The 19,778-nt window shown below is 70.3% G+C and carries 15 protein-coding genes; 14 read left to right on the top strand and 1 reads right to left on the bottom strand.

All coding sequences use genetic code 11. The features are described from left to right. The first annotated feature begins 2 nt into the window (after window positions 1–2). The 14 genes from NUT86_RS11870 to NUT86_RS11805 all read left to right on the top strand — a co-directional run bounded on the left by NUT86_RS11870 (window position 3) and on the right by NUT86_RS11805 (window position 16,442). Entirely contained in the window at window positions 3–2,009 is a 2,007-nt protein-coding gene (locus NUT86_RS11870) for a peptidoglycan D,D-transpeptidase FtsI family protein (protein ID WP_274735042.1), read from the top strand. An 18-nt stretch (window positions 2,010–2,027) separates the two neighbouring features. Beyond that, complete coding sequence (locus tag NUT86_RS11865) at window positions 2,028–3,794, top strand: UDP-N-acetylmuramoyl-L-alanyl-D-glutamate--2,6-diaminopimelate ligase (protein WP_018090246.1); 1,767 nt, start codon at window positions 2,028–2,030, stop codon at window positions 3,792–3,794. A gap of 62 nt (window positions 3,795–3,856) precedes the next feature. Next, window positions 3,857–5,305, top strand: coding sequence for a UDP-N-acetylmuramoyl-tripeptide--D-alanyl-D-alanine ligase (locus NUT86_RS11860; protein ID WP_018090247.1), 1,449 nt, complete (start codon window positions 3,857–3,859; stop codon window positions 5,303–5,305). 5 nt (window positions 5,306–5,310) lie between these two features. Beyond that, window positions 5,311–6,375 carry a phospho-N-acetylmuramoyl-pentapeptide-transferase gene (mraY, locus tag NUT86_RS11855; protein WP_026169741.1) on the top strand — a complete coding sequence of 355 codons (1,065 nt, stop codon included), beginning with the start codon at window positions 5,311–5,313 and terminating at the stop codon, window positions 6,373–6,375. Then, on the top strand, window positions 6,372–7,826 hold the full coding sequence (gene murD / locus NUT86_RS11850; protein WP_274735040.1) for a UDP-N-acetylmuramoyl-L-alanine--D-glutamate ligase: 1,455 nt from the start codon (window positions 6,372–6,374) through the stop codon (window positions 7,824–7,826). The genes mraY and murD overlap by 4 nt, the downstream gene beginning before the upstream one ends. A gap of 60 nt (window positions 7,827–7,886) precedes the next feature. Further along, window positions 7,887–9,227, top strand: coding sequence for a putative lipid II flippase FtsW (ftsW, locus tag NUT86_RS11845; protein WP_018090250.1), 1,341 nt, complete (start codon window positions 7,887–7,889; stop codon window positions 9,225–9,227). Window positions 9,228–9,233: 6 nt separating this feature from the next. After that, window positions 9,234–10,325, top strand: coding sequence for an undecaprenyldiphospho-muramoylpentapeptide beta-N-acetylglucosaminyltransferase (gene murG, locus NUT86_RS11840; RefSeq protein WP_018090251.1), 1,092 nt, complete (start codon window positions 9,234–9,236; stop codon window positions 10,323–10,325). Window positions 10,326–10,347: 22 nt separating this feature from the next. Beyond that, a complete protein-coding gene (locus NUT86_RS11835) occupies window positions 10,348–11,163 on the top strand; it encodes a cell division protein FtsQ/DivIB (protein WP_109889129.1) in 816 nt (271 codons plus the stop codon). Between the two features lie 282 nt (window positions 11,164–11,445). Next, a complete protein-coding gene (ftsZ, locus tag NUT86_RS11830; RefSeq protein WP_159488558.1) occupies window positions 11,446–12,678 on the top strand; it encodes a cell division protein FtsZ in 1,233 nt (410 codons plus the stop codon). Between the two features lie 13 nt (window positions 12,679–12,691). After that, the gene (gene pgeF, locus NUT86_RS11825; protein WP_266446179.1) at window positions 12,692–13,456 is read left to right on the top strand and encodes a peptidoglycan editing factor PgeF; all 765 of its coding nucleotides are present in this window, start codon (window positions 12,692–12,694) and stop codon (window positions 13,454–13,456) included. Continuing rightward, a complete protein-coding gene (locus tag NUT86_RS11820) occupies window positions 13,453–14,175 on the top strand; it encodes a YggS family pyridoxal phosphate-dependent enzyme (protein ID WP_018090255.1) in 723 nt (240 codons plus the stop codon). Before pgeF ends, NUT86_RS11820 begins: the two co-directional genes overlap by 4 nt. A 124-nt stretch (window positions 14,176–14,299) precedes the next feature. Beyond that, complete coding sequence (locus NUT86_RS11815) at window positions 14,300–14,920, top strand: cell division protein SepF (protein ID WP_018090256.1); 621 nt, start codon at window positions 14,300–14,302, stop codon at window positions 14,918–14,920. A gap of 72 nt (window positions 14,921–14,992) precedes the next feature. Further along, a complete protein-coding gene (locus NUT86_RS11810; RefSeq protein ID WP_018090257.1) occupies window positions 14,993–15,286 on the top strand; it encodes a YggT family protein in 294 nt (97 codons plus the stop codon). A gap of 49 nt (window positions 15,287–15,335) precedes the next feature. Beyond that, window positions 15,336–16,442 carry a DivIVA domain-containing protein gene (locus NUT86_RS11805; protein WP_274735036.1) on the top strand — a complete coding sequence of 369 codons (1,107 nt, stop codon included), beginning with the start codon at window positions 15,336–15,338 and terminating at the stop codon, window positions 16,440–16,442. A gap of 180 nt (window positions 16,443–16,622) precedes the next feature. On the opposite strand, the gene ileS is transcribed toward NUT86_RS11805, so the two are convergent. Then, a complete protein-coding gene (gene ileS, locus NUT86_RS11800) occupies window positions 16,623–19,760 on the bottom strand; it encodes an isoleucine--tRNA ligase (protein WP_274735034.1) in 3,138 nt (1,045 codons plus the stop codon). Between the last annotated feature and the right edge of the window lie 18 nt (window positions 19,761–19,778).

The raw sequence follows: 19,778 nt of genomic DNA, 5'->3' as shown, positions 1-19,778 counted from the left end.
GCATGACCGAGCCCAGGGACCCTCGCCGGGTGCCGCGCCCCGCCCAGCGCGGGGGCCGGGCCGGCAGCGGCGCCGGCCGCCCGCCCGCCGCCAAGCGCCCCGCGCCCCGGCCCGGCTCCCGGCCCGGCCGGCCCCGGCCCGCCGCCCGCCCCGCGCGCCCCCGCCCCGGGACCCCGGTGCTCCGCCTCGGCAGCCCGCGCCCGAGGCTGCGGCTGGTCTCCCTCGGGCTGACGCTGATCATGCTGGTCTTCGTCGTACGGCTCTTCCAGGTGCAGGCCGTGGACGCCGGAGCGTTCGCCGCCAAGGCCAACGAGAACCGCTATGTACCCGTCAAGCTGGCCGCCGAGCGCGGTGCGATCACCGACCGCAACGGCGTGGACCTGGCCACCACCGTCGACGCGTACGACATCACCGCCGACCCGAGCCTGCTGGCCCCAGGGAAGACCAAGATCGACGATGCGCCGCAGCGGGCCGCCGCGCTGCTCGCCCCGGTCCTCGGCGAGGACAAGGCCACCCTGGCCGAGAAGCTCGACCGGCCCGCGGCGCGCTACGCCCTGCTCGCCCGGCAGCAGACCCCGCAGGTCTGGAAGAAGATCAAGGACCTGCGCAAGACCCTCGACGCCAAGGCCGCCGCCGCCCCCAAGAGCGCGCCCCGCCCCAACGTCCTGGTGGGGATCTTCGCCGACAAGCACAGCAAGCGCCTCTACCCCAACAAGAACCTCGCCGCCGGCGTGCTCGGCTTCGTCAACGGCGCCGGCAAGGGCGGCGGCGGCCTGGAGGCGCGCCTGGACAAGCAGCTGGCGGGCAAGGACGGCAAGCTCGTCTACGCCCAGTCCGGCGGCCGCCGGGTACCCACCGCCGACACCCAGGAGCACCCCGCCGTCCCCGGCAGCGACGTCGAGCTGACCCTCGACCGTGACATCCAGTGGGCGGCCCAGCAGGCCATCACCGAGCAGGTCGCCAAGTCACAGGCCGACCGCGGCTATGTCGTCGTCCAGGACACCCGCACCGGGGAGATCCTGGCGCTCGCCAACGCGCCCGGATTCGACCCCAACGAGGTGTCGAAGGCCGATCCGGAAGCGCTGGGCAATGCCGCGCTGTCCGACGCGTTCGAGCCGGGCTCCACCAGCAAGGTGATGTCGATGGCCGCCGTCCTGGAGGAGGGCGTCGCCACCCCGGCCACCCGGGTCACCGTGCCCAACCGGCTGCACCGGGGCGACCGGCTGTTCGCGGACGACGTCGACCACGAAACCTGGCATCTGACCCTCAACGGGGTGCTCGCCAAGTCCAGCAACATCGGCACGATCCTCGCGACCGGCCAGCTCGGCAAGACCCAGCCCGAGGCCAACCAGGTCCTCTACTCCTATCTGCGCAAGTTCGGGATCGGCAGGCCGACCGGGCTCGGCTTCCCCGGGGAGACCGACGGCATCCTGGCCAAGCCGCAGGACTGGAACACCTCGCAGCAGTTCACCGTCCCGTTCGGCCAGGGGCTCTCCCTCAACGCCGTACAGGCCGCCTCCGTCTACTCCACGATCGCCAACGGAGGCGAGCGCATCGCCCCCTCACTGGTCCGGGGCAGCACCGGCCCCGACGGGCACTACGCACCGGCGCCCAAGCCCGCGAAGACCCGCGTGATCAGCCAGAAGACGGCGGCCACGCTCGCCACCATGCTCGAATCGGTGGTGGACGATGAAGAAGGCACCGGGGCGAAGGCGAAGATCGACGGCTACCGGGTCGGCGGCAAGACCGGCACCTCCAACCGGGTGGACCCCCGGACCGGCCGCTACCACGGCTACACCGCCTCGTTCGCCGGCTTCGCCCCCGCCGACAAACCCCGCATCACGGTCTACTGCGCCGTCCAGAACCCCACGACGGGCAGTTATTTCGGCGGCCAGGTCTGCGGCCCGATCTACCAGCAGGTCATGGCCTTCGCGCTGAAAACCCTCCAGGTCCCGCCGACCGGCGCCAAGCCCCCGCGGCTGCCGGTCACCTTCACGCCAGGCCAATGAAATCGAGGCAATTCCGCCGTGACGACCATCACCCCCGACGGCACCCCCGACGGCACCTCCACTCCGGGCAACTGCTCCTCCCCACGGCCCTCACTTCGCCCCGGGCCGGTGGTGCCCGGTACGCTCACCGCCGTGTCACACGCTGATCAGTCCCCGAAAGCCCAGCACGCCGAGAAGGGCGGTGCCGCTACCTATCCGGGAGCGCCGCGCCCTGAACGGGTCCGCCCCACCCCCCTGGCGGACCTGGCCGAGCAGCTGGGAAGCCCGGCCCCCGACGCCGGCCACCCCGGAGCTGCCGATGCCGCGCAGCCCGTGATGGTCACCGGCATCACCCATGACTCCCGGGCGGTCCGTCCCGGTGACGTCTACGCGGCGCTGCCCGGCGCCCGTCTGCACGGTGCCGACTTCGTCGCCCAGGCTGCCGATCTCGGCGCCGCGGCGGTCCTGACCGACCCCTCGGGTGCCGAGCGCGCCGCCGCGACCGGCCTGCCGGTCCTCGTCGTCGACAACCCGCGCGCGCGGATGGGCGCCCTGGCCGTCTCCATCTACGGAACGCCGGGCGAGGACCTCCTCCAGATCGGCATCACCGGCACCTCCGGCAAGACCACCACCGCCTACCTCATCGAGGGCGGGCTGCGGGCCGCGGCCGCCAAGCGCCCCGACGGGGGGCTGACCGGCCTGATCGGCACCGTCGAGACCCGTATCGGCGACGAGCGCATCAAGTCCGAGCGCACCACCCCCGAGGCCACCGACCTGCAGGCGCTCTTCGCGGTGATGCGCGAGCGCGGTGTCCGCGCGGTCGCCATGGAGGTCTCCAGCCACGCCCTGGTCCTCGGCCGGGTCGACGGCTGCGTCTTCGACGTCGCGATCTTCAACAACCTCAGCCCGGAGCACATGGAGTTCCACTCCGGGATGGAGGACTACTTCCAGGCCAAGGCCCAGCTCTTCACCAAGGCCCGCAGCCGCGCCGGCGTCGTCAATCTCGACGACGAGTACGGCAAGCGGCTGGCCGAGGGCGAGTCCGAGGTCCCGGTCACCACCTTCTCCGCCGAGGGCCACCCCGACGCCGACTGGCGGGCGTCCGACGTCGAGGTCGGCACGCTCGGCTCGACTTTCACCGTGCACGGCCCGGACGGCCGGACCCTGCGCGCCGCCTCCCCGATCGCCGGCCCGTTCAACGTCGCCAACGCGCTCGCCGCGATCGTCTCGCTGGTCGTCGCCGGTGTCGACCCGCAGACCGCGGCCGACGGCGTCGCCGCGGTGCCCGGCGTCCCCGGCCGCCTGGAGCGCATCGACGCCGGCCAGCCGTACCTGGCGGTGGTCGACTACGCCCACAAGACCGACGCCGTCGAATCGGTTCTGCGCGCGCTGCGCAAGGTCACCGACGGCAAGCTGCACGCCGTCCTCGGCTGCGGCGGCGACCGCGACCCGCACAAGCGCGCCCCGATGGGTGCCGCCATGGCCCGGCTCGCCGACACGGCCGTATTGACCTCCGACAACCCGCGCGGCGAGGACCCCCTCGCGATCCTCGCCACCATGCTCGCGGGCGCCGCGGAGGTCCCCATTCACGAACGCGGCACGGTGCTCGTCGAAGAAGAGCGCGCCGCCGCCATCGCCGCCGCCGTCGCCCGCGCCGAGCCCGGCGACACCGTGATCGTCGCGGGCAAGGGCCACGAGCAGGGCCAGGACATCGCCGGAGTGGTACGCCCCTTCGACGACCGCCAGGTACTGCGCGAGGCCATCGAGGCTTCCTTGAAGTCACCGCAGCCGAACCACCAGGGATGACACACCTCCATGCGCGCACAACCCTTTTACCGTCACCGCCCGCCCAGTACCGGGGGTGACCTGTGATCTCCCTGTCGCTCGCCGAGATCGCGAGCATCGTCGGAGGGCAGCAGCACGACATACCGGACGACGGCCGCCGGGTGACCGGACCGGTCGTGGCGGACTCCCGTGCGGTGGGCCCCGGCGCGCTGTTCGTGGCCTTCGCCGGTGACCGCGTCGACGGCCACGACTTCGCGTCCGGCGCCGTCGAGGCGGGCGCGGTGGCCGTACTGGCCGCCCGCCCCCTCGGCGTCCCCGCCATCGTCGTCGACGACGTGGTCGCCGCGCTCGGTGCGCTCGCCCGCGCCGTCGTCGCACGTCTGGGCACCACCGTCGTGGGCCTCACCGGCTCGGCCGGCAAGACCAGCACCAAGGACCTGATCGCCCAGCTGCTGCAGCGCCACGGCCCGACGGTCTGGCCCGAGGGGAACCTCAACAACGAGATCGGGCTGCCGCTGACCGCGCTGCGCGCCGATGAGACCACCCGCCATCTCGTCCTGGAGATGGGCGCCCGCGGCGTCGGCCACATCCGCTACCTGGCCGGGCTGACCCCGCCGAGGATCGGTGTGGTGCTGAACGTCGGCAGCGCGCACATCGGCGAGTTCGGCGGCCGTGAGCAGATCGCCCTGGCCAAGGGCGAACTCATCGAGGCGCTGCCCCCGGCCGAGGACGGCGGGATCGCGCTGCTCAACGCCGACGATCCGTACGTCCGCGCCATGGCGCCGCGCACCAGGGCCCGCACGGTCCTGTTCGGTGAGGCCGCGGAGGCCGCCGTACGTGCCGAGAATGTCCGGCTCACGGAGCTCGGACAGCCTGCCTTCACGCTTCACACACCCTCCGGGTGCAGTGATGTGACCATGCGGCTGTACGGTGAGCACCACGTGTCGAACGCGCTCGCCGCGGCCGCCGTCGCCCATGAGTTGGGCATGCCCGTAGACGAGATCGCCACCGCGCTCTCCGAAGCCGGCACGCTCTCCCGCTGGCGTATGGAGGTCACCGAGCGCGCGGACGGCGTGCGGGTCGTCAACGACGCCTACAACGCGAACCCCGAGTCCATGCGAGCGGCGCTGCGTGCGCTGGTCGCCATGGGCGCAGCCGGCAAGGCGACGGGCGCGCGTACGTGGGCGGTGCTCGGTGAGATGGCCGAGCTGGGCGAGGAGTCACTCGCCGAACACGACGCGGTCGGACGGCTGGCCGTCCGGCTCAACGTCAGCAAGCTCGTGGCAGTCGGCGGCAGGGAAGCGGCCTGGCTCGACATGGGCGCCAAGAACGAGGGTTCGTGGGGTGAGGAGTCGGTGCACGTGTCCGACGCGCGGGCGGCGGTCGACCTGTTGCGCAGCGAGCTGCAGCCGGGAGATGTCGTGCTGGTGAAGGCGTCCAGGTCGGTGGGGCTGGAGCGGGTCGCCGCAGCTTTGCTGGACGAGGGCATGCTGGGCGCTGCGGGCGCTGAGGGTGGAGCCGCGACCCGATGAACTCGATGAAGCAGATCCTCTTCTCTGGAATGATCGGGCTCTTCCTGACCCTGATCGGCACCCCGCTGCTGATCAAGCTGCTGGCCAAAAAGGGATACGGGCAGTTCATCCGCGATGACGGCCCGCGGACCCACGGCAGCAAGAAGGGCACGCCCACCATGGGCGGTATCTCCTTCATCCTGGCCACGATCATCGCCTACGCCGTGACAAAGGTGATCACCTCCAGCGATCCGACCTTCTCGGGTGTGCTGGTGCTCTTCCTCTTCGCGGGCATGGGCCTGGTCGGGTTCCTCGACGACTACATCAAGATCGTCAAGCAGCGCTCGCTGGGCCTGCGGGCCAAGGCCAAGATGGCCGGCCAGCTGATCGTCGGTATCGCCTTCGCCGTGCTGTCGCTGCAGTTCGCGGACCTGCGCGGGCAGACCCCGGCGTCCGACCGGCTCTCCTTCACCCAGGACTTCGGCTGGCAGATCGGCCCGGTGATCTTCGTGATCTGGGCGCTGTTCATGATCCTGGCGATGTCCAACGGCGTGAACCTCACCGACGGCCTCGACGGCCTCGCCACCGGCGCCTCGGTGATGGTCTTCGGCGCGTACACCTTCATCGGCATCTGGCAGTACCAGGAGTCGTGCGCCAACCAGATCACCGCCGGACCGGGCTGTTACGAGGTCCGAGATCCGCTCGACCTCGCGGTCGTGGCCTCCGCGCTGATGGGCGCCTGCTTCGGCTTCCTGTGGTGGAACACCTCGCCCGCCAAGATCTTCATGGGCGACACCGGTTCGCTGGCCCTGGGCGGCGCGCTGGCCGGCCTGGCCATCTGCTCCCGTACGGAGCTGCTGCTCGCCATCCTCGGCGGTCTCTTCGTCCTGATCACCATGTCCGTGGTGATCCAGGTCGGATCGTTCCGGCTGACCGGCAAGCGGGTCTTCCGCATGGCGCCACTCCAGCACCACTTCGAACTCAAGGGGTGGTCGGAAGTCCTTGTGGTGGTCCGGTTCTGGATCATCCAGGGCATGTGCGTCATCGTGGGACTCGGCATCTTCTACGGCGGCTGGCAGGCAGCAAAGTGACCACGCACGGCCCGGCGGACTTCGCCGGTCAGCACATCACCGTCGCCGGCCTCGGCGTGAGCGGCATCAGCGCCGCCCGCGCCCTGGCCGGCCTCGGCGCCCATGTCACCGTCGTGGACGGCGGCGACGGCGACAAGCAGCGGGCCACCGCCCGTGAGCTGATGGAGCAGGGGATCACCGTCCGCCTCGGCGACGGGGAGACCCTCCCCGAGGGCACCGGCCTGGTCGTCACCTCTCCCGGCTGGAAGCCGGACAGCCCCCTGTTCGCGGCGGCCGCGGCGGCCGGTGTGGACGTGGTCGGCGATGTCGAGATCGCCTGGCGGCTGCGAGGGCCGGACGCCGCGGCCTGGCTCGGGGTCACCGGCACCAACGGCAAGACCACCACCGTGCGGATGCTGGCCTCGATCCTGGCCGCCGAGGGCCTGCGCACCATGGCGGTCGGCAACATCGGCACCCCGATCATCGATGTCGTCCTGGGGCAGGGCAAGGACGGCGAGCCCTCCTATGACGTGCTGGCCGTGGAGCTCTCCAGCTACCAGCTGCACTGGGCGCCGTCGCTGCGCGCGCACTCCGCCACGGTCCTCAACCTCGCCCCCGACCACCTCGACTGGCACGGCTCCATGCAGGCGTACGCCGCCGACAAGGGCCGGATCTACGAGGGCAACACCGTCGCCTGCGTCTACAACGTGGCCGACAAGGCGACCGAGGACCTGGTGCGCGAGGCCGACGTCGAGGAGGGCTGCCGGGCCATCGGCTTCACCCTCGGGACCCCCGGCCCCTCCCAACTCGGCGTCGTCGACGGCATCCTCGTCGACCGCGCCTTCGTGGAGAACCGTCAGCAGCAGGCCCAGGAGCTCGCCGAGGTCTCCGACATCGCGCCCGGCTCCGGGACCCCGGCCCCGCACAACATCGCCAACGCCCTCGCGGCGGCGGCGCTGGCCCGTGCCTTCGGCGTCCGTCCCGCCGCCGTACGCGACGGACTGCGCGCCTTCCACCCGGAAGCGCACCGCATCCAGCACATCGCGGAGCGCGACGGCGTCACCTACATCGACGACTCCAAGGCCACCAACACCCACGCCGCCGAGGCGTCGTTGGCGGCGTACGAGCACATCGTGTGGATCGCCGGCGGCCTCGCCAAGGGCGCGACCTTCGACGAGCTGGTGCAGAAGTCGGCGGCCCGGCTGCGCGGGGCGGTGCTGATCGGCGCCGATCGGGCGCTGATCCGGGAAGCCCTGGCGCGACACGCCCCCGATGTCCCGGTGGTCGACCTCGACCGGACCGACACTGGGGCGATGCCCGAGGCGGTCAGGGAAGCGACCCGCCTGGCCGAGCCCGGCGACACCGTCCTGCTGGCTCCGGCCTGTGCCTCGATGGACATGTTCGTCAACTACAACAAGCGGGGCGAAGCCTTCGCCGAGGCGGTCGGTGAGCTGACCGCACGGGATCACTAGACCGTTTCTCCCCGCTGTCGTCGTCAGCCGGCGGCGAGCGCACCTGTGGAGGGGACGAGGATGACGGCCCGATCGGCGAAGGCGGCCACACCGCGTCCGGTGCGCCGGCCCTCCACTGCGCGCAAGCCGCGCGGCGGCCGCACACCGGGCGGCCTCCGGGGGCTCCACACCCGGCTGAAACGGGCCTGGGACCGCCCGCTGACCGCCTACTACCTGATCCTCGGCGGCAGCCTGCTGATCACCGTCCTGGGCCTGGTGATGGTCTACTCGGCGTCCCAGATCAAGGCGCTGCAGTCCGGTCTGGCCCCGACGTACTTCTTCCGCAAGCAGCTGCTGGCCGCCGTCCTGGGCGGCGGGCTGCTGCTGGCCGCCTCCCGGATGAAGGTGCGGCTGCACCGCGGGCTCGCGTATCCGCTGCTCGCCGTCTCGGTGTTCCTGATGTGCCTGGTGCAGATTCCGGGCATAGGGGTCGCGGTCAACGGCAACCAGAACTGGATCAGCCTCGGCGGACCTTTCCAGATGCAACCGAGCGAGTTCGCCAAGCTCGCGCTGGTGCTGTGGGGCGCCGATCTGCTGGCCCGCAAACAGGACAAAAGGCTGCTGGTGCAGTGGAAGCATCTGCTGGTGCCGCTGATCCCGGTGGCGTTCCTGCTGCTCGGGCTGATCATGCTCGGCGGCGACATGGGGACCGCGATCATTCTCACGGCGATCCTTTTCGGGCTGCTGTGGCTGGCCGGGGCGCCGACCCGGCTGTTCGTGGGGGTGCTGGGCGCCGCCACACTGATCGGGGCGCTGCTGATCAAGACCAGCGCCAACCGGATGTCCCGGCTGGCCTGCATCGGAGCGACCGATCCGGGGCCCGGTGACCAGTGCTGGCAGGCCGTGCACGGCATCTATGCCCTGGCGTCCGGCGGATTCTTCGGTTCCGGCCTCGGTGCAAGTATGGAAAAATGGGGTGAACTCCCTGAACCGCACACCGACTTCATCTTCGCCATCACCGGGGAGGAACTGGGTCTGGCGGGGACGCTGTCGGTGCTCGCCCTCTTCGCGGCTCTAGGCTATGCGGGTATCCGCGTGGCCGGACGCACGGAGGACCCCTTCGTACGGTACGCCGCGGGAGGCGTGACCACCTGGATCACGGCCCAGGCCGTGATCAACATCGGTGCGGTGCTCGGCCTGTTGCCGATCGCCGGTGTCCCGCTCCCGCTGTTCTCCTACGGAGGCTCCGCCCTGCTGCCGACGATGTTCGCCATCGGGCTCTTGATCGCCTTCGCGCGTGACGAGCCCGCTGCACGGGCGGCGTTGGCCATGCGGCAGCCGGTCTTCGGCAGGAGGCAGGCTGGGGTGAGATGGAAGACGATGAGACGGCGCGTCAAGAAGCGGCCGTCCGGAGAGCGGTGAATTTCGGTGCATGTCGTACTCGCCGGTGGGGGGACCGCCGGCCACATCGAGCCCGCGCTCGCCCTCGCGGACGCACTGCGGAGGCAGGACCCCACCGTGGGGATCACGGCACTCGGTACGGAGAAGGGCCTGGAGACCCGCCTCGTCCCGGAGCGCGGCTATGAGCTGGGCCTGATCCCGGCCGTGCCGCTGCCGCGCAAGCCCACCCCCGAGCTGATCACCGTCCCCGGGCGGCTGCGCGGCACGATCAAGGCCGCCGAGCAGATCCTGGAGCGCACGAAGGCGGACTGTGTCGTCGGCTTCGGCGGCTATGTGGCGCTGCCCGGCTATCTGGCCGCCAAGCGGCTCGGGGTGCCGATCATCGTCCACGAGGCCAACGCCCGCCCCGGTCTGGCCAACAAGATCGGCTCGCGGTACGCCAAGTTCGTCGCCGTCAGCACCCCGGACAGCAAGCTGCGCGGTGCCCGCTATGTCGGCATCCCGCTGCGCCGCACCATCGCCACCCTGGACCGCGCCGCGGTCCGCCCCGAGGCGCGGGCCGCCTTCGGCCTCGACCCCAACCTCCCGACCCTGCTGGTGTCCGGTGGTTCCCAGGGTGCCCGCCGCCTGAACGAGGTCATCCAGGCCGCCGTTCCGGTCCTGCAGCGTGCCGGTATCCAGGTCCTGCACGCGGTCGGCCCGAAGAACGAACTGCCGCATGTGGACAACATGCCCGGGATGCCCCCCTATGTCCCGGTACCGTACGTGGACCGGATGGATCTCGCGTACGCCGCGGCCGACATGATGCTCTGCCGCGCGGGCGCAATGACCGTCGCCGAGTTGTCCGCCGTCGGGCTCCCGGCCGCGTTCGTCCCGCTGCCCATCGGCAACGGCGAGCAGCGGCTCAACGCCCAGCCGCTGGTCAACGCCGGCGGGGGCCTGCTGGTCGACGACGCCCAGCTGACCCCGGACTGGGTGCAGAACAGCGTGCTCCCGGTCCTGGCCGATCCGCACCGGCTGTACGAGATGTCGCGCGCGGCCTCCGAGTTCGGCCGCCGGGACGCCGACGAGCTGTTGGTCGGCATGGTGTACGAGGCGATCGCGCAGCACAACAAGTAGCGCATGAGAGAAGGCAGGGAGCGTGGCCGGACCGACAACCGCCCAACGCGGTGAGAAGAAGTCACCGTCCGGCCCGCCCTCCGCCGCGGCGCCCCCCGGGCGAAGATTCCGGTGGGAGCGCCTTCCTCTTCGCGCGCCGAGCCGCCGTGGTCTGATCATCATCCTGGTCGTCACGGTGCTGCTCGGCGCGTTCGGCGTCTGGGCCCTCTACGCCTCGAACTGGCTCCGGGCGGAGCGCGTCAGCACCACCGGCACCAAGGTTCTGACGCCGCATGAAGTCGTCGCCGCCGCGGACGCCCCGATGAACGCGCCGCTGGCCTCCGTGGATACGGACGCGCTGGCCCGCCGGCTGCGGGCCCGGCTGCCGCGCATCAAGACGGTGGACGTCGAGCGGTCCTGGCCGCACACAATCGGCCTCAAAGTGACCGAAAGAGTGCCGGAACTGCTGATGCGAGCGGGCGGAAAGTTTGTCGAAGTGGACGCCGAGGGCGTCCGGTTCGCCACCGTCGGCACGGCCCCCAAGGGCGTTCCGCTTCTGGAAATGACTGCATCCGACTCCCCGAGTCTGCGCCGGTTCGGAATCGACCGGTTGCGGCGTGCCGCGGTCAAGGTCGCCCAGGACCTGCCCGCCGTCGTACACAAGGACGTACGGACGGTCCGCGTACGGTCCTACGACGCCATCACCCTCGAACTGGACGGCGACCGCACGGTCGCCTGGGGTAGCCGCGAACAGGGCCCCGAGAAGGCAAAGGTGCTGACCGCGCTGCTGAAAGCGGCACCTGGCGGGCGTCACTTCGACATCTCGGTGCCCAGCGCCCCTGCGGTGTCCGGGAGTTGACGTCCGTAGCCGCAGGCCAGCACCCTGGATGGCTACGACTATGGGTGATCACATAGGGTGAAAAGAAAAACGGGAGGTTCGGCGTGTTCGTTGAACGGGCGCGCCTTGTCGACTTAGTGTCTCGTTCCAAAGGGACTATGGAACCAAGGAACACAGGCACAGGTAACCCTAAACTTCAACGTTAGGGTTCGGGTCGGCGATACGAACCGTCCCATCGGCATCAGTCGGCGTCCACACGCACGTGCGGCGACGACACGTAACTCGAGGCGAGAGGCCTTCGACGTGGCAGCACCGCAGAACTACCTCGCAGTCATCAAGGTCGTCGGCATCGGCGGCGGTGGCGTGAACGCCATCAACCGGATGATCGAGGTCGGGCTCAAGGGCGTCGAGTTCATCGCGATCAACACCGATGCGCAGGCGCTGCTGATGAGCGACGCCGACGTCAAGCTTGACGTCGGCCGCGAAATGACCCGCGGACTCGGCGCCGGCGCCAACCCCGATGTGGGTCGCAAGGCGGCCGAGGACCACCGCGAGGAGATCGAGGAGGTCCTCAAGGGGGCCGACATGGTCTTCGTGACCGCGGGCGAGGGCGGCGGCACCGGCACCGGTGGTGCCCCCGTCGTCGCCAACATCGCCCGCTCGCTGGGCGCCCTGACGATCGGTGTGGTCACCCGGCCGTTCACCTTCGAGGGCCGCCGTCGCGCCAACCAGGCCGAGGACGGCATCGCCCAGCTGCGCGAAGAGGTCGACACCCTCATCGTGATCCCCAACGACCGACTGCTGTCCATCTCGGACCGCCAGGTGAGCGTGCTCGACGCGTTCAAGTCTGCGGACCAGGTGCTGCTGTCGGGTGTCCAGGGCATCACCGATCTGATCACCACCCCGGGTCTGATCAACCTCGACTTCGCCGACGTCAAGTCCGTGATGTCGGAGGCCGGATCGGCCCTCATGGGGATCGGTTCGGCGCGCGGCGACGACCGTGCGGTGGCCGCAGCGGAGATGGCGATCTCCTCGCCGCTCCTGGAGGCGTCCATCGACGGCGCCCGCGGTGTGCTGCTGTCCATCTCCGGCGGTTCCGACCTCGGTCTCTTCGAGATCAACGAGGCCGCCCAGCTGGTCAGCGAGGCCGCACACCCGGAAGCCAACATCATCTTCGGTGCGGTCATCGACGATGCGCTGGGCGACGAGGTACGGGTGACGGTCATCGCCGCGGGATTCGACGGCGGTCAGCCGCCGGCCCGCCGGGATGCGCAGTCCTCCGCACTGTCCTCCCCGAAGCGCGAGGAGCCCACCCCGGCCCCGAGCCGTCCGGCCACTCCGCCCGAGCCGCGTTCGTCGTCCTTCGGCGGACTGGGTTCGGTGCCCGTACGGGACGAGGAGCCGGCACCCGCCGAGTCCTCCTCCTCACTGGGCGAGGTCCCGTCGTCCTCGGCGAGCGCTCCGCAGGTTCCCCCGGCCCGTCCGTACTCGGACTCCGCGGCCGAGGAACTGGACGTTCCCGACTTCCTGAAGTGACCGAAGCACTGAAGTGATAGGGCAACAGCACCACGAGAGCGGCGCGCATTTCGCCTTCACCGACAGGTGGGGCGGGGTGAGCGCCGCTCCGTACGATCAGCTCAACCTGGGCGGCGCGGTCGGCGACGACCCGCGGGCCGTACACGCCAACCGTGCCCGCGCCGCTGGGGAACTCGGCCTCGACCCGGCCGGCGTGGTCTGGATGAACCAGGTCCACGGCCGGGACGTCGCGGTGGTCGACGGGCCCTGGCGCGGCGACGACATCCCCGGTGTGGACGCGGTGGTGACGGATCGCCGGGGCCTCGCGCTCGCGGTCCTGACCGCTGACTGCACCCCGGTCCTGCTCGCCGACCCGGTCGCCGGGATCGCGGGGGCCGCGCACGCCGGCCGGCCCGGCCTGGTCGCCGGGGTCGTTCCGGCGGTGGTCGAGGCGATGGTGAAGCGGGGCGCGGAGCCGGCGCGGATCGTCGCGTACACCGGACCGGCGATCTGCGGGCGCTGTTACGAGGTGCCCGAGGAGATGCGCTCCGATGTCGCCGCGGTGGTGCCCGAGGCCCGTGCGACGACCAGTTGGGGCACTCCCGCGGTGGACGTCACCGCAGGCGTACGGGCCCAACTCGCCGCGGAGGGCGTGCTGGTGCGTGAGGATTCCCACATCTGCACCCGCGAATCCGCGGACCACTTCTCTTACCGGCGCGACCGTACGACGGGGCGGCTCGCGAGCTATGTATGGCTCGGGGGCACCCCCGGCCCGGGGCTGGGGGAGGCCACGCCGTGACCGACGACCGCAAGACGCAACTGGCACAGAACCTGGCACAGGTGGAGGAACGTATCTCCGCCGCCTGCGCCAAGGCCGGCCGGCCGCGTGAGGAGGTGACCCTGATCGTGGTCACCAAGACCTACCCCGCGAGCGATGTCCGGCTGCTCGCGGAACTGGGGGTGCGGCAGGTCGCGGAGAACCGCGACCAGGAGGCGGCACACAAGGCCGCTGAATGCACTGATTTGTCCCTTACTTGGCACTTCGTTGGTCAACTGCAGACGAACAAGGTGCGGTCCGTGGCCGGTTATGCCGGAATTGTTCAGTCGGTCGACCGTGCCAGGCTCGTCACCACGCTCTCCAAGGAGGCCGTGCGTGCCGAACGTGAACTGGGTTGCCTGATCCAGGTGGCACTTGACGCGGAGTCGGGTGTGCGGGGCGAACGGGGAGGTGTGGCGCCGGACGGTGTCGCGCCGCTCGCCGAGCAGATCGCCGGGGCCCAAGGTCTGCGTCTGGACGGTGTGATGACCGTCGCGCCGCTGGCCGGGCCCTATGCCGGGCGTGAACTCGCCGCCTTCGAACGGCTCATGGAAATCTCATCCGACCTGCGCGCGGACCATCCTGCTGCCAACATGGTGTCAGCAGGCATGAGCGCGGACCTCGAAGAGGCCGTGGCGGCCGGGGCGACACATGTGCGCGTCGGCACTGCGGTACTCGGAGTCCGACCACGGCTCCGGTAACGTCGCCAAGCAAGTCGGACCACAGCACAAAATATGGTCATTCCCGTAAAAAGCGGGGCAGGCCGAGTGGATCCAAGGCCCCTGGTGACGGAGCCGATCCACCACAGAGCGGAGGACGCAGAGAATGGCCGGCGCGATGCGCAAGATGGCGGTCTACCTCGGCCTCGTGGAGGACGATGGGTACGACGGCCGGGGGTTCGACCCCGATGACGAGTTCGAGCCCGAGCTTGACCCGGAACCCGATCGGGGACGGCGTCAACAGCACCCGGTGCAGGCCGAAATTCCCCCGGAACGGGAGGAACCCGTCCGTGCCGTAACACCTCCGGCGCAACGTGAACCGGCCCCGCTTGCCACGGAAAACGGACGACCCGCGCGAATCGCCCCCGTGGCATCCATCACACCCGACCGTCCGAATCTGGAGAAGAACGCACCGGTGATCATGCCCAAGGTTGTGTCCGAGCGGGAGCCCTACCGCATCACCACACTCCACCCCCGGACCTACAACGAAGCCCGTACCATCGGGGAACACTTCCGTGAGGGCACTCCGGTGATCATGAATCTGACGGAGATGGACGACACCGACGCGAAGCGACTTGTCGACTTTGCGGCCGGTTTGGTGTTTGGTCTTCACGGCAGCATCGAGCGGGTGACGCAGAAGGTGTTCCTGTTGTCGCCTGCTAACGTCGATGTCACGGCGGAGGACAAGGCCCGTATCGCAGAGGGCGGGTTCTTCAACCAGAGCTGAGACGCAACACCGGGCACACCGAGTCGGTGAGGCCAACACAGGAGCAAGGCAAGGGGAGAGGGACGGCGCGAGATGAGTGTCTTTGGTCAGGTGATCTACATCGCGCTGTACTGCTTCCTGATCGTGTTGATCTTCCGGCTGGTGATGGACTATGTCTTCCAGTTCGCCCGTTCATGGCAACCCGGCAAGGCGATGGTGGTCATTCTTGAGGCCGCCTACACTGTCACTGATCCGCCACTCAAGCTTCTGCGGCGGGTCATCCCGCCGCTGCGTCTCGGGGGCGTGGCGCTCGACCTGTCCTTCTTCGTATTGATGATCATCGTGTACATCCTGATCACCGCCGTGAGGTCGGTGTTGTTGGTGTGAACGATACGGTCTTGCCGATTGCCGACGACTACGTTGAGGTGAAGTAGAGATGCCGTTGACCCCCGAGGACGTGCGGAACAAGCAGTTCACGACCGTCCGCCTCCGAGAAGGCTATGACGAGGACGAGGTCGATGCCTTCCTCGATGAGGTCGAAGCCGAACTGACCCGGCTCCTGCGGGAGAACGAGGACCTTCGCGCCAAGCTGGCCGCTGCCACCCGCGCCGCCGCGCAGAACCAGCAGCAGGGCCTGCGCAAGGGACCGGACCAGCAGCAGGAGCAGCAGCAGCGTCCCGGGGCTCCGGTGCCCGCCGCCATATCCGGTCCGCAGCCGGTGCCGCCGCAGCAGCAGGGGATGGGTGGACCTCCCCAACTGCCCGGTGGTGCACCGCAGCTGCCTCCTGGTCCCGGTGGCCACGGACCGCAGGGTCCGCACGGTCCCGGTCCGATGGGCCCCGGCGGCCCCATGGGTGGCCCGATGGGCGGCCCCGGTGGACCCCAGCAGCTGCCGCAGGGCGGTCAGCAGGGTGGTCCCGGTGGTGACAGCGCCGCGCGCGTGCTGTCGCTGGCACAGCAGACCGCTGACCAGGCGATCGCGGAGGCCCGTTCCGAGGCCAACAAGATCGTCGGCGAGGCGCGCAGCCGTGCCGAGGGCCTGGAGCGGGACGCCCGCGCCAAGGCCGACGCGCTGGAGCGGGACGCGCAGGAGAAGCACCGCGTGGCGATGGGCTCGCTGGAGTCGGCCCGCGCGACGCTGGAGCGCAAGGTCGAGGACCTGCGCGGCTTCGAGCGCGAGTACCGCACGCGGCTGAAGTCCTACCTGGAGAGCCAGCTGCGTCAGCTGGAGAACCAGGCAGACGACTCGCTGGCCCCGCCGCGGACCCCGGCGACCGCTTCGCTGCCGCCGTCCCCGTCGATGGCGTCGGCCGGTGCCGGCACCATGGGCGGCAACCACACCATGGGTGGCGGTCAGTCGATGGGTGGCGGCAACCACTCCATGGCCGGTCAGTCCAGCAGCGGTCCGTCCTACGGCGGTCAGCAGCAGATGTCGCCGGCGATGACCCAGCCGATGGCTCCGGTGCGTCCGCAGAGCCCGCAGCCGATGCAGCAGACGCCGTCGCCGATGCGCGGCTTCCTGATCGACGAGGACGACAACTGACGTCCGCGTAGCGCGCACAGTCGGCAATCAGGGCCGGGCCCCGAGGGAACATTCCTTCGGGGCCCGGCCCTTTTGTGTGTACTTGTGCGTGGGGGAGCAGGCCGGTCCGCGGGGACGGCAGAGCCCCCCGGCGCGGTGGCGCCGGGGGGCTCGGTGCGTCGCGGCGAACCGCGTCCGCGGTTACGCCTTGCGCAGCTGGAACGTGAGGGCCAGGCTCTCGTCGGTGAACGCGGGGCCGTAGGAACCGTCCGCCTCGCCGGGGGCGAAGTCCGTGGCGAGCACCTCGTCGGAGATCAGGCCGGCGTGGTCGGCCAGTGCCGTGCGCAGCTCCTCGTCGGTGGACTGCCAGCGCAGCGCGATCCGGTCGGCGACGTCCAGGCCGCTGTTCTTACGGGCCTCCTGGATCAGCCGGATCGCATCGCGGGCCAGGCCCGCCCGGCGCAGCTCCGGGGTGATCTCCAGGTCGAGGGCGACCGTGGCGCCCGCGTCGGAGGCCACCGACCAGCCCTCGCGCGGGGTCTCGGTGATGATGACCTCCTCGGGGGCGAGCGAGACGGTCTCGCCGTCGACCTCGACGCTCGCCGTGCCCTCGCGCAGCGCGAGGGAGAGGGCGGCGGCATCGGCCGCTGCGACGGCCTTGGCGACCGCCTGGACGCCCTTGCCGAACCGCTTGCCCAGGGCACGGAAGTTGGCCTTGGCGGTGGTGTCGACCAGGGATCCGCCGACCTCCGACAGCGAGGCCAGCGAGCTGACGTTGAGCTCCTCGGCGATCTGTGCGCGCAGGTCCTCGGACAGGTCCGCGAACCCGTGGGCCGCGACCAGCGCACGGGACAGCGGCTGGCGGGTCTTCACCCCCGACTCGGCGCGGGTCGCCCGGCCCAGCTCGACCAGCCGGCGCACCAGCTGCATCCGGCCGGACAGCGCCGGGTCGATGAGCGTCCGGTCGGCGACCGGCCAGCTGGTGAGGTGGACGGAGTCCGGGGCGTCCGGGGTGACCGGGACGACCAGGTCCTGCCAGACCCGCTCGGTGATGAACGGGGTGAGGGGCGCCATGAGCCGGGTGACGGTCTCGATGACCTCGTGGAGCGTCCGCAGTGCGGCCGCGTCGCCCTGCCAGAAGCGGCGGCGGGAGCGGCGTACGTACCAGTTGGAGAGGTCGTCGACGAAGGACGACAGCACCTTGCCGGCGCGCTGGGTGTCGAAGGACTCCAGCGACTCGGTGACCTGCTCGACCAGGGTGTTCAGCTCACCGAGCAGCCAGCGGTCCAGCAGCGGGCGGTCGGCCGGGGCGGGGTCGGCCGCGGAGGGCGCCCAGCCGGAGGTACGGGCGTACAGCGCCTGGAAGGCGACGGTGTTCCAGTACGTCAGCAGCGTCTTGCGGACGACTTCCTGGATGGTGCCGTGGCCCACCCGGCGGGCGGCCCAGGGGGAGCCGCCGGCGGCCATGAACCAGCGGACCGCGTCGGCGCCGTGCTGGTCCATGAGCGGGATCGGCTGGAGGGTGTTGCCCAGGTGCTTGGACATCTTCCGGCCGTCCTCGGCGAGGATGTGGCCCAGGCAGACCACGTTCTCGTACGAGGACTTGTCGAAGACGAGGGTGCCGACGGCCATCAGGGTGTAGAACCAGCCGCGGGTCTGGTCGATGGCCTCGGAGATGAACTGCGCCGGGTAGCGCTTCTCGAACAGCTCCTTGTTGCGGTACGGGTAGCCCCACTGCGCGAACGGCATCGAGCCCGAGTCGTACCAGGCGTCGATCACCTCGGGGACGCGGGTCGCGGTGCCCTGGCAGGTCGGGCAGGCGAAGGTGATCCCGTCGATGAACGGGCGGTGCGGGTCCAGGTCGGACTGGTCGGTGCCCGTCAGCTCGGTGAGCTCAGTGAGCGAGCCGACGCAGGTGAGGTGATTCTCCTCGCAGCGCCAGATGGGCAGCGGGGTGCCCCAGTAGCGGTTGCGGGACAGCGCCCAGTCGATGTTGTTGTTGAGCCAGTCGCCGAAGCGGCCGTGCTTGACGGACTCGGGGAACCAGTTGGTGTTCTCGTTCTCCCGGAGCAGGGCGTCCTTGATCGCGGTGGTGCGGATGTACCACGACGGCTGGGCGTAGTAGAGCAGCGCGGTGTGGCAGCGCCAGCAGTGCGGGTAGCTGTGCTCGTAGGCGATGTGCTTGAAGAGCAGACCGCGGGCATCGAGGTCGGCCACCAGGGCCTCGTCGGCCTTCTTGAAGAACTGGCCGCCGACCAGGGCCAGTTGCTCCTCGAAGGTGCCGTCCGGGCGCACCGGGTTGATCACCGGCAGGTCGTACGCCTTGCAGGTCTTGAGGTCGTCGTCACCGAAGGCCGGGGCCTGGTGGACGAGGCCGGTGCCGTCGTCGGTGGTGACGTACTCGGCGTTGACGACGATGTTGGCACCGTCGAGCTCGACGAGGCCGAAGGGGCGCTCGTAGGCCCAGCGCTCCATCTCGCGGCCGGTGAAGGACTCGCCGGTGGCGGTCCAGCCCTCACCGAGGGCCTTCTCCAGCAGCGGCTCGGCGACGACCAGCTGCTCGGTGCCGTCGGTGGCGACGACATAGGTGACGTCGGGGTGCGCGGCGACGGCGGTGTTGGAGACCAGGGTCCAGGGGGTGGTCGTCCAGATCAGCAGCGCGGCCCGGCCGGCGAGCGGGCCGGACGTCAGCGGGAGGCGGACGAAGACCGAGGGGTCGACGACGTTCTCGTAGCCCTGCGCCAGCTCGTGGTCCGACAGGCCGGTGCCGCAGCGCGGGCACCAGGGGGCGACGCGGTGGTCCTGGACCAGCAGGCCCTTGTTGAAGATCTCCTTCAGCGACCACCACACCGACTCGATGTAGTCGGGGTCCATCGTGCGGTACGGGGCGTCCAGGTCGGTCCAGTAGCCCATACGGGTCGTGAGCTCGGCGAAGGCGTCGGTGTGGCGGGTCACCGACTCACGGCACTTGGCGTTGAACTCGGCGATGCCGTACGCCTCGATGTCCTTCTTGCCGTTGAAGCCCAGCTCCTTCTCCACGGCCAGCTCGACCGGGAGGCCGTGGCAGTCCCAGCCGGCCTTGCGGTCGACGTGGTAGCCCTGCATCGTCCGGAACCGGGGGAAGACGTCCTTGAAGACGCGCGCCTCGATGTGGTGCGCGCCGGGCATGCCATTGGCGGTCGGGGGGCCCTCGTAGAAGACCCACTCGGGCCGTCCCTCGGACTGCTGGAGGGTGCGGGCGAAGACCTTCTGCTCCTGCCAGAACTCGAGCACGGCGTGCTCAAGGGCGGGGAGGTCTACCTGGGCGGGTACCTGGCGGTACTGGGGCTGCGGACTCATCGGGGGCTTCCTCCGGCG

This window comes from Streptomyces sp. G7(2002) (assembly GCF_028870195.1).
Taxonomy (GTDB): Bacteria; Actinomycetota; Actinomycetes; order Streptomycetales; family Streptomycetaceae; genus Streptomyces; species Streptomyces nigrescens.
Note: the sequence above shows the minus strand (reverse complement) of the source record. Positions and strands in the feature narration are given on the sequence as shown.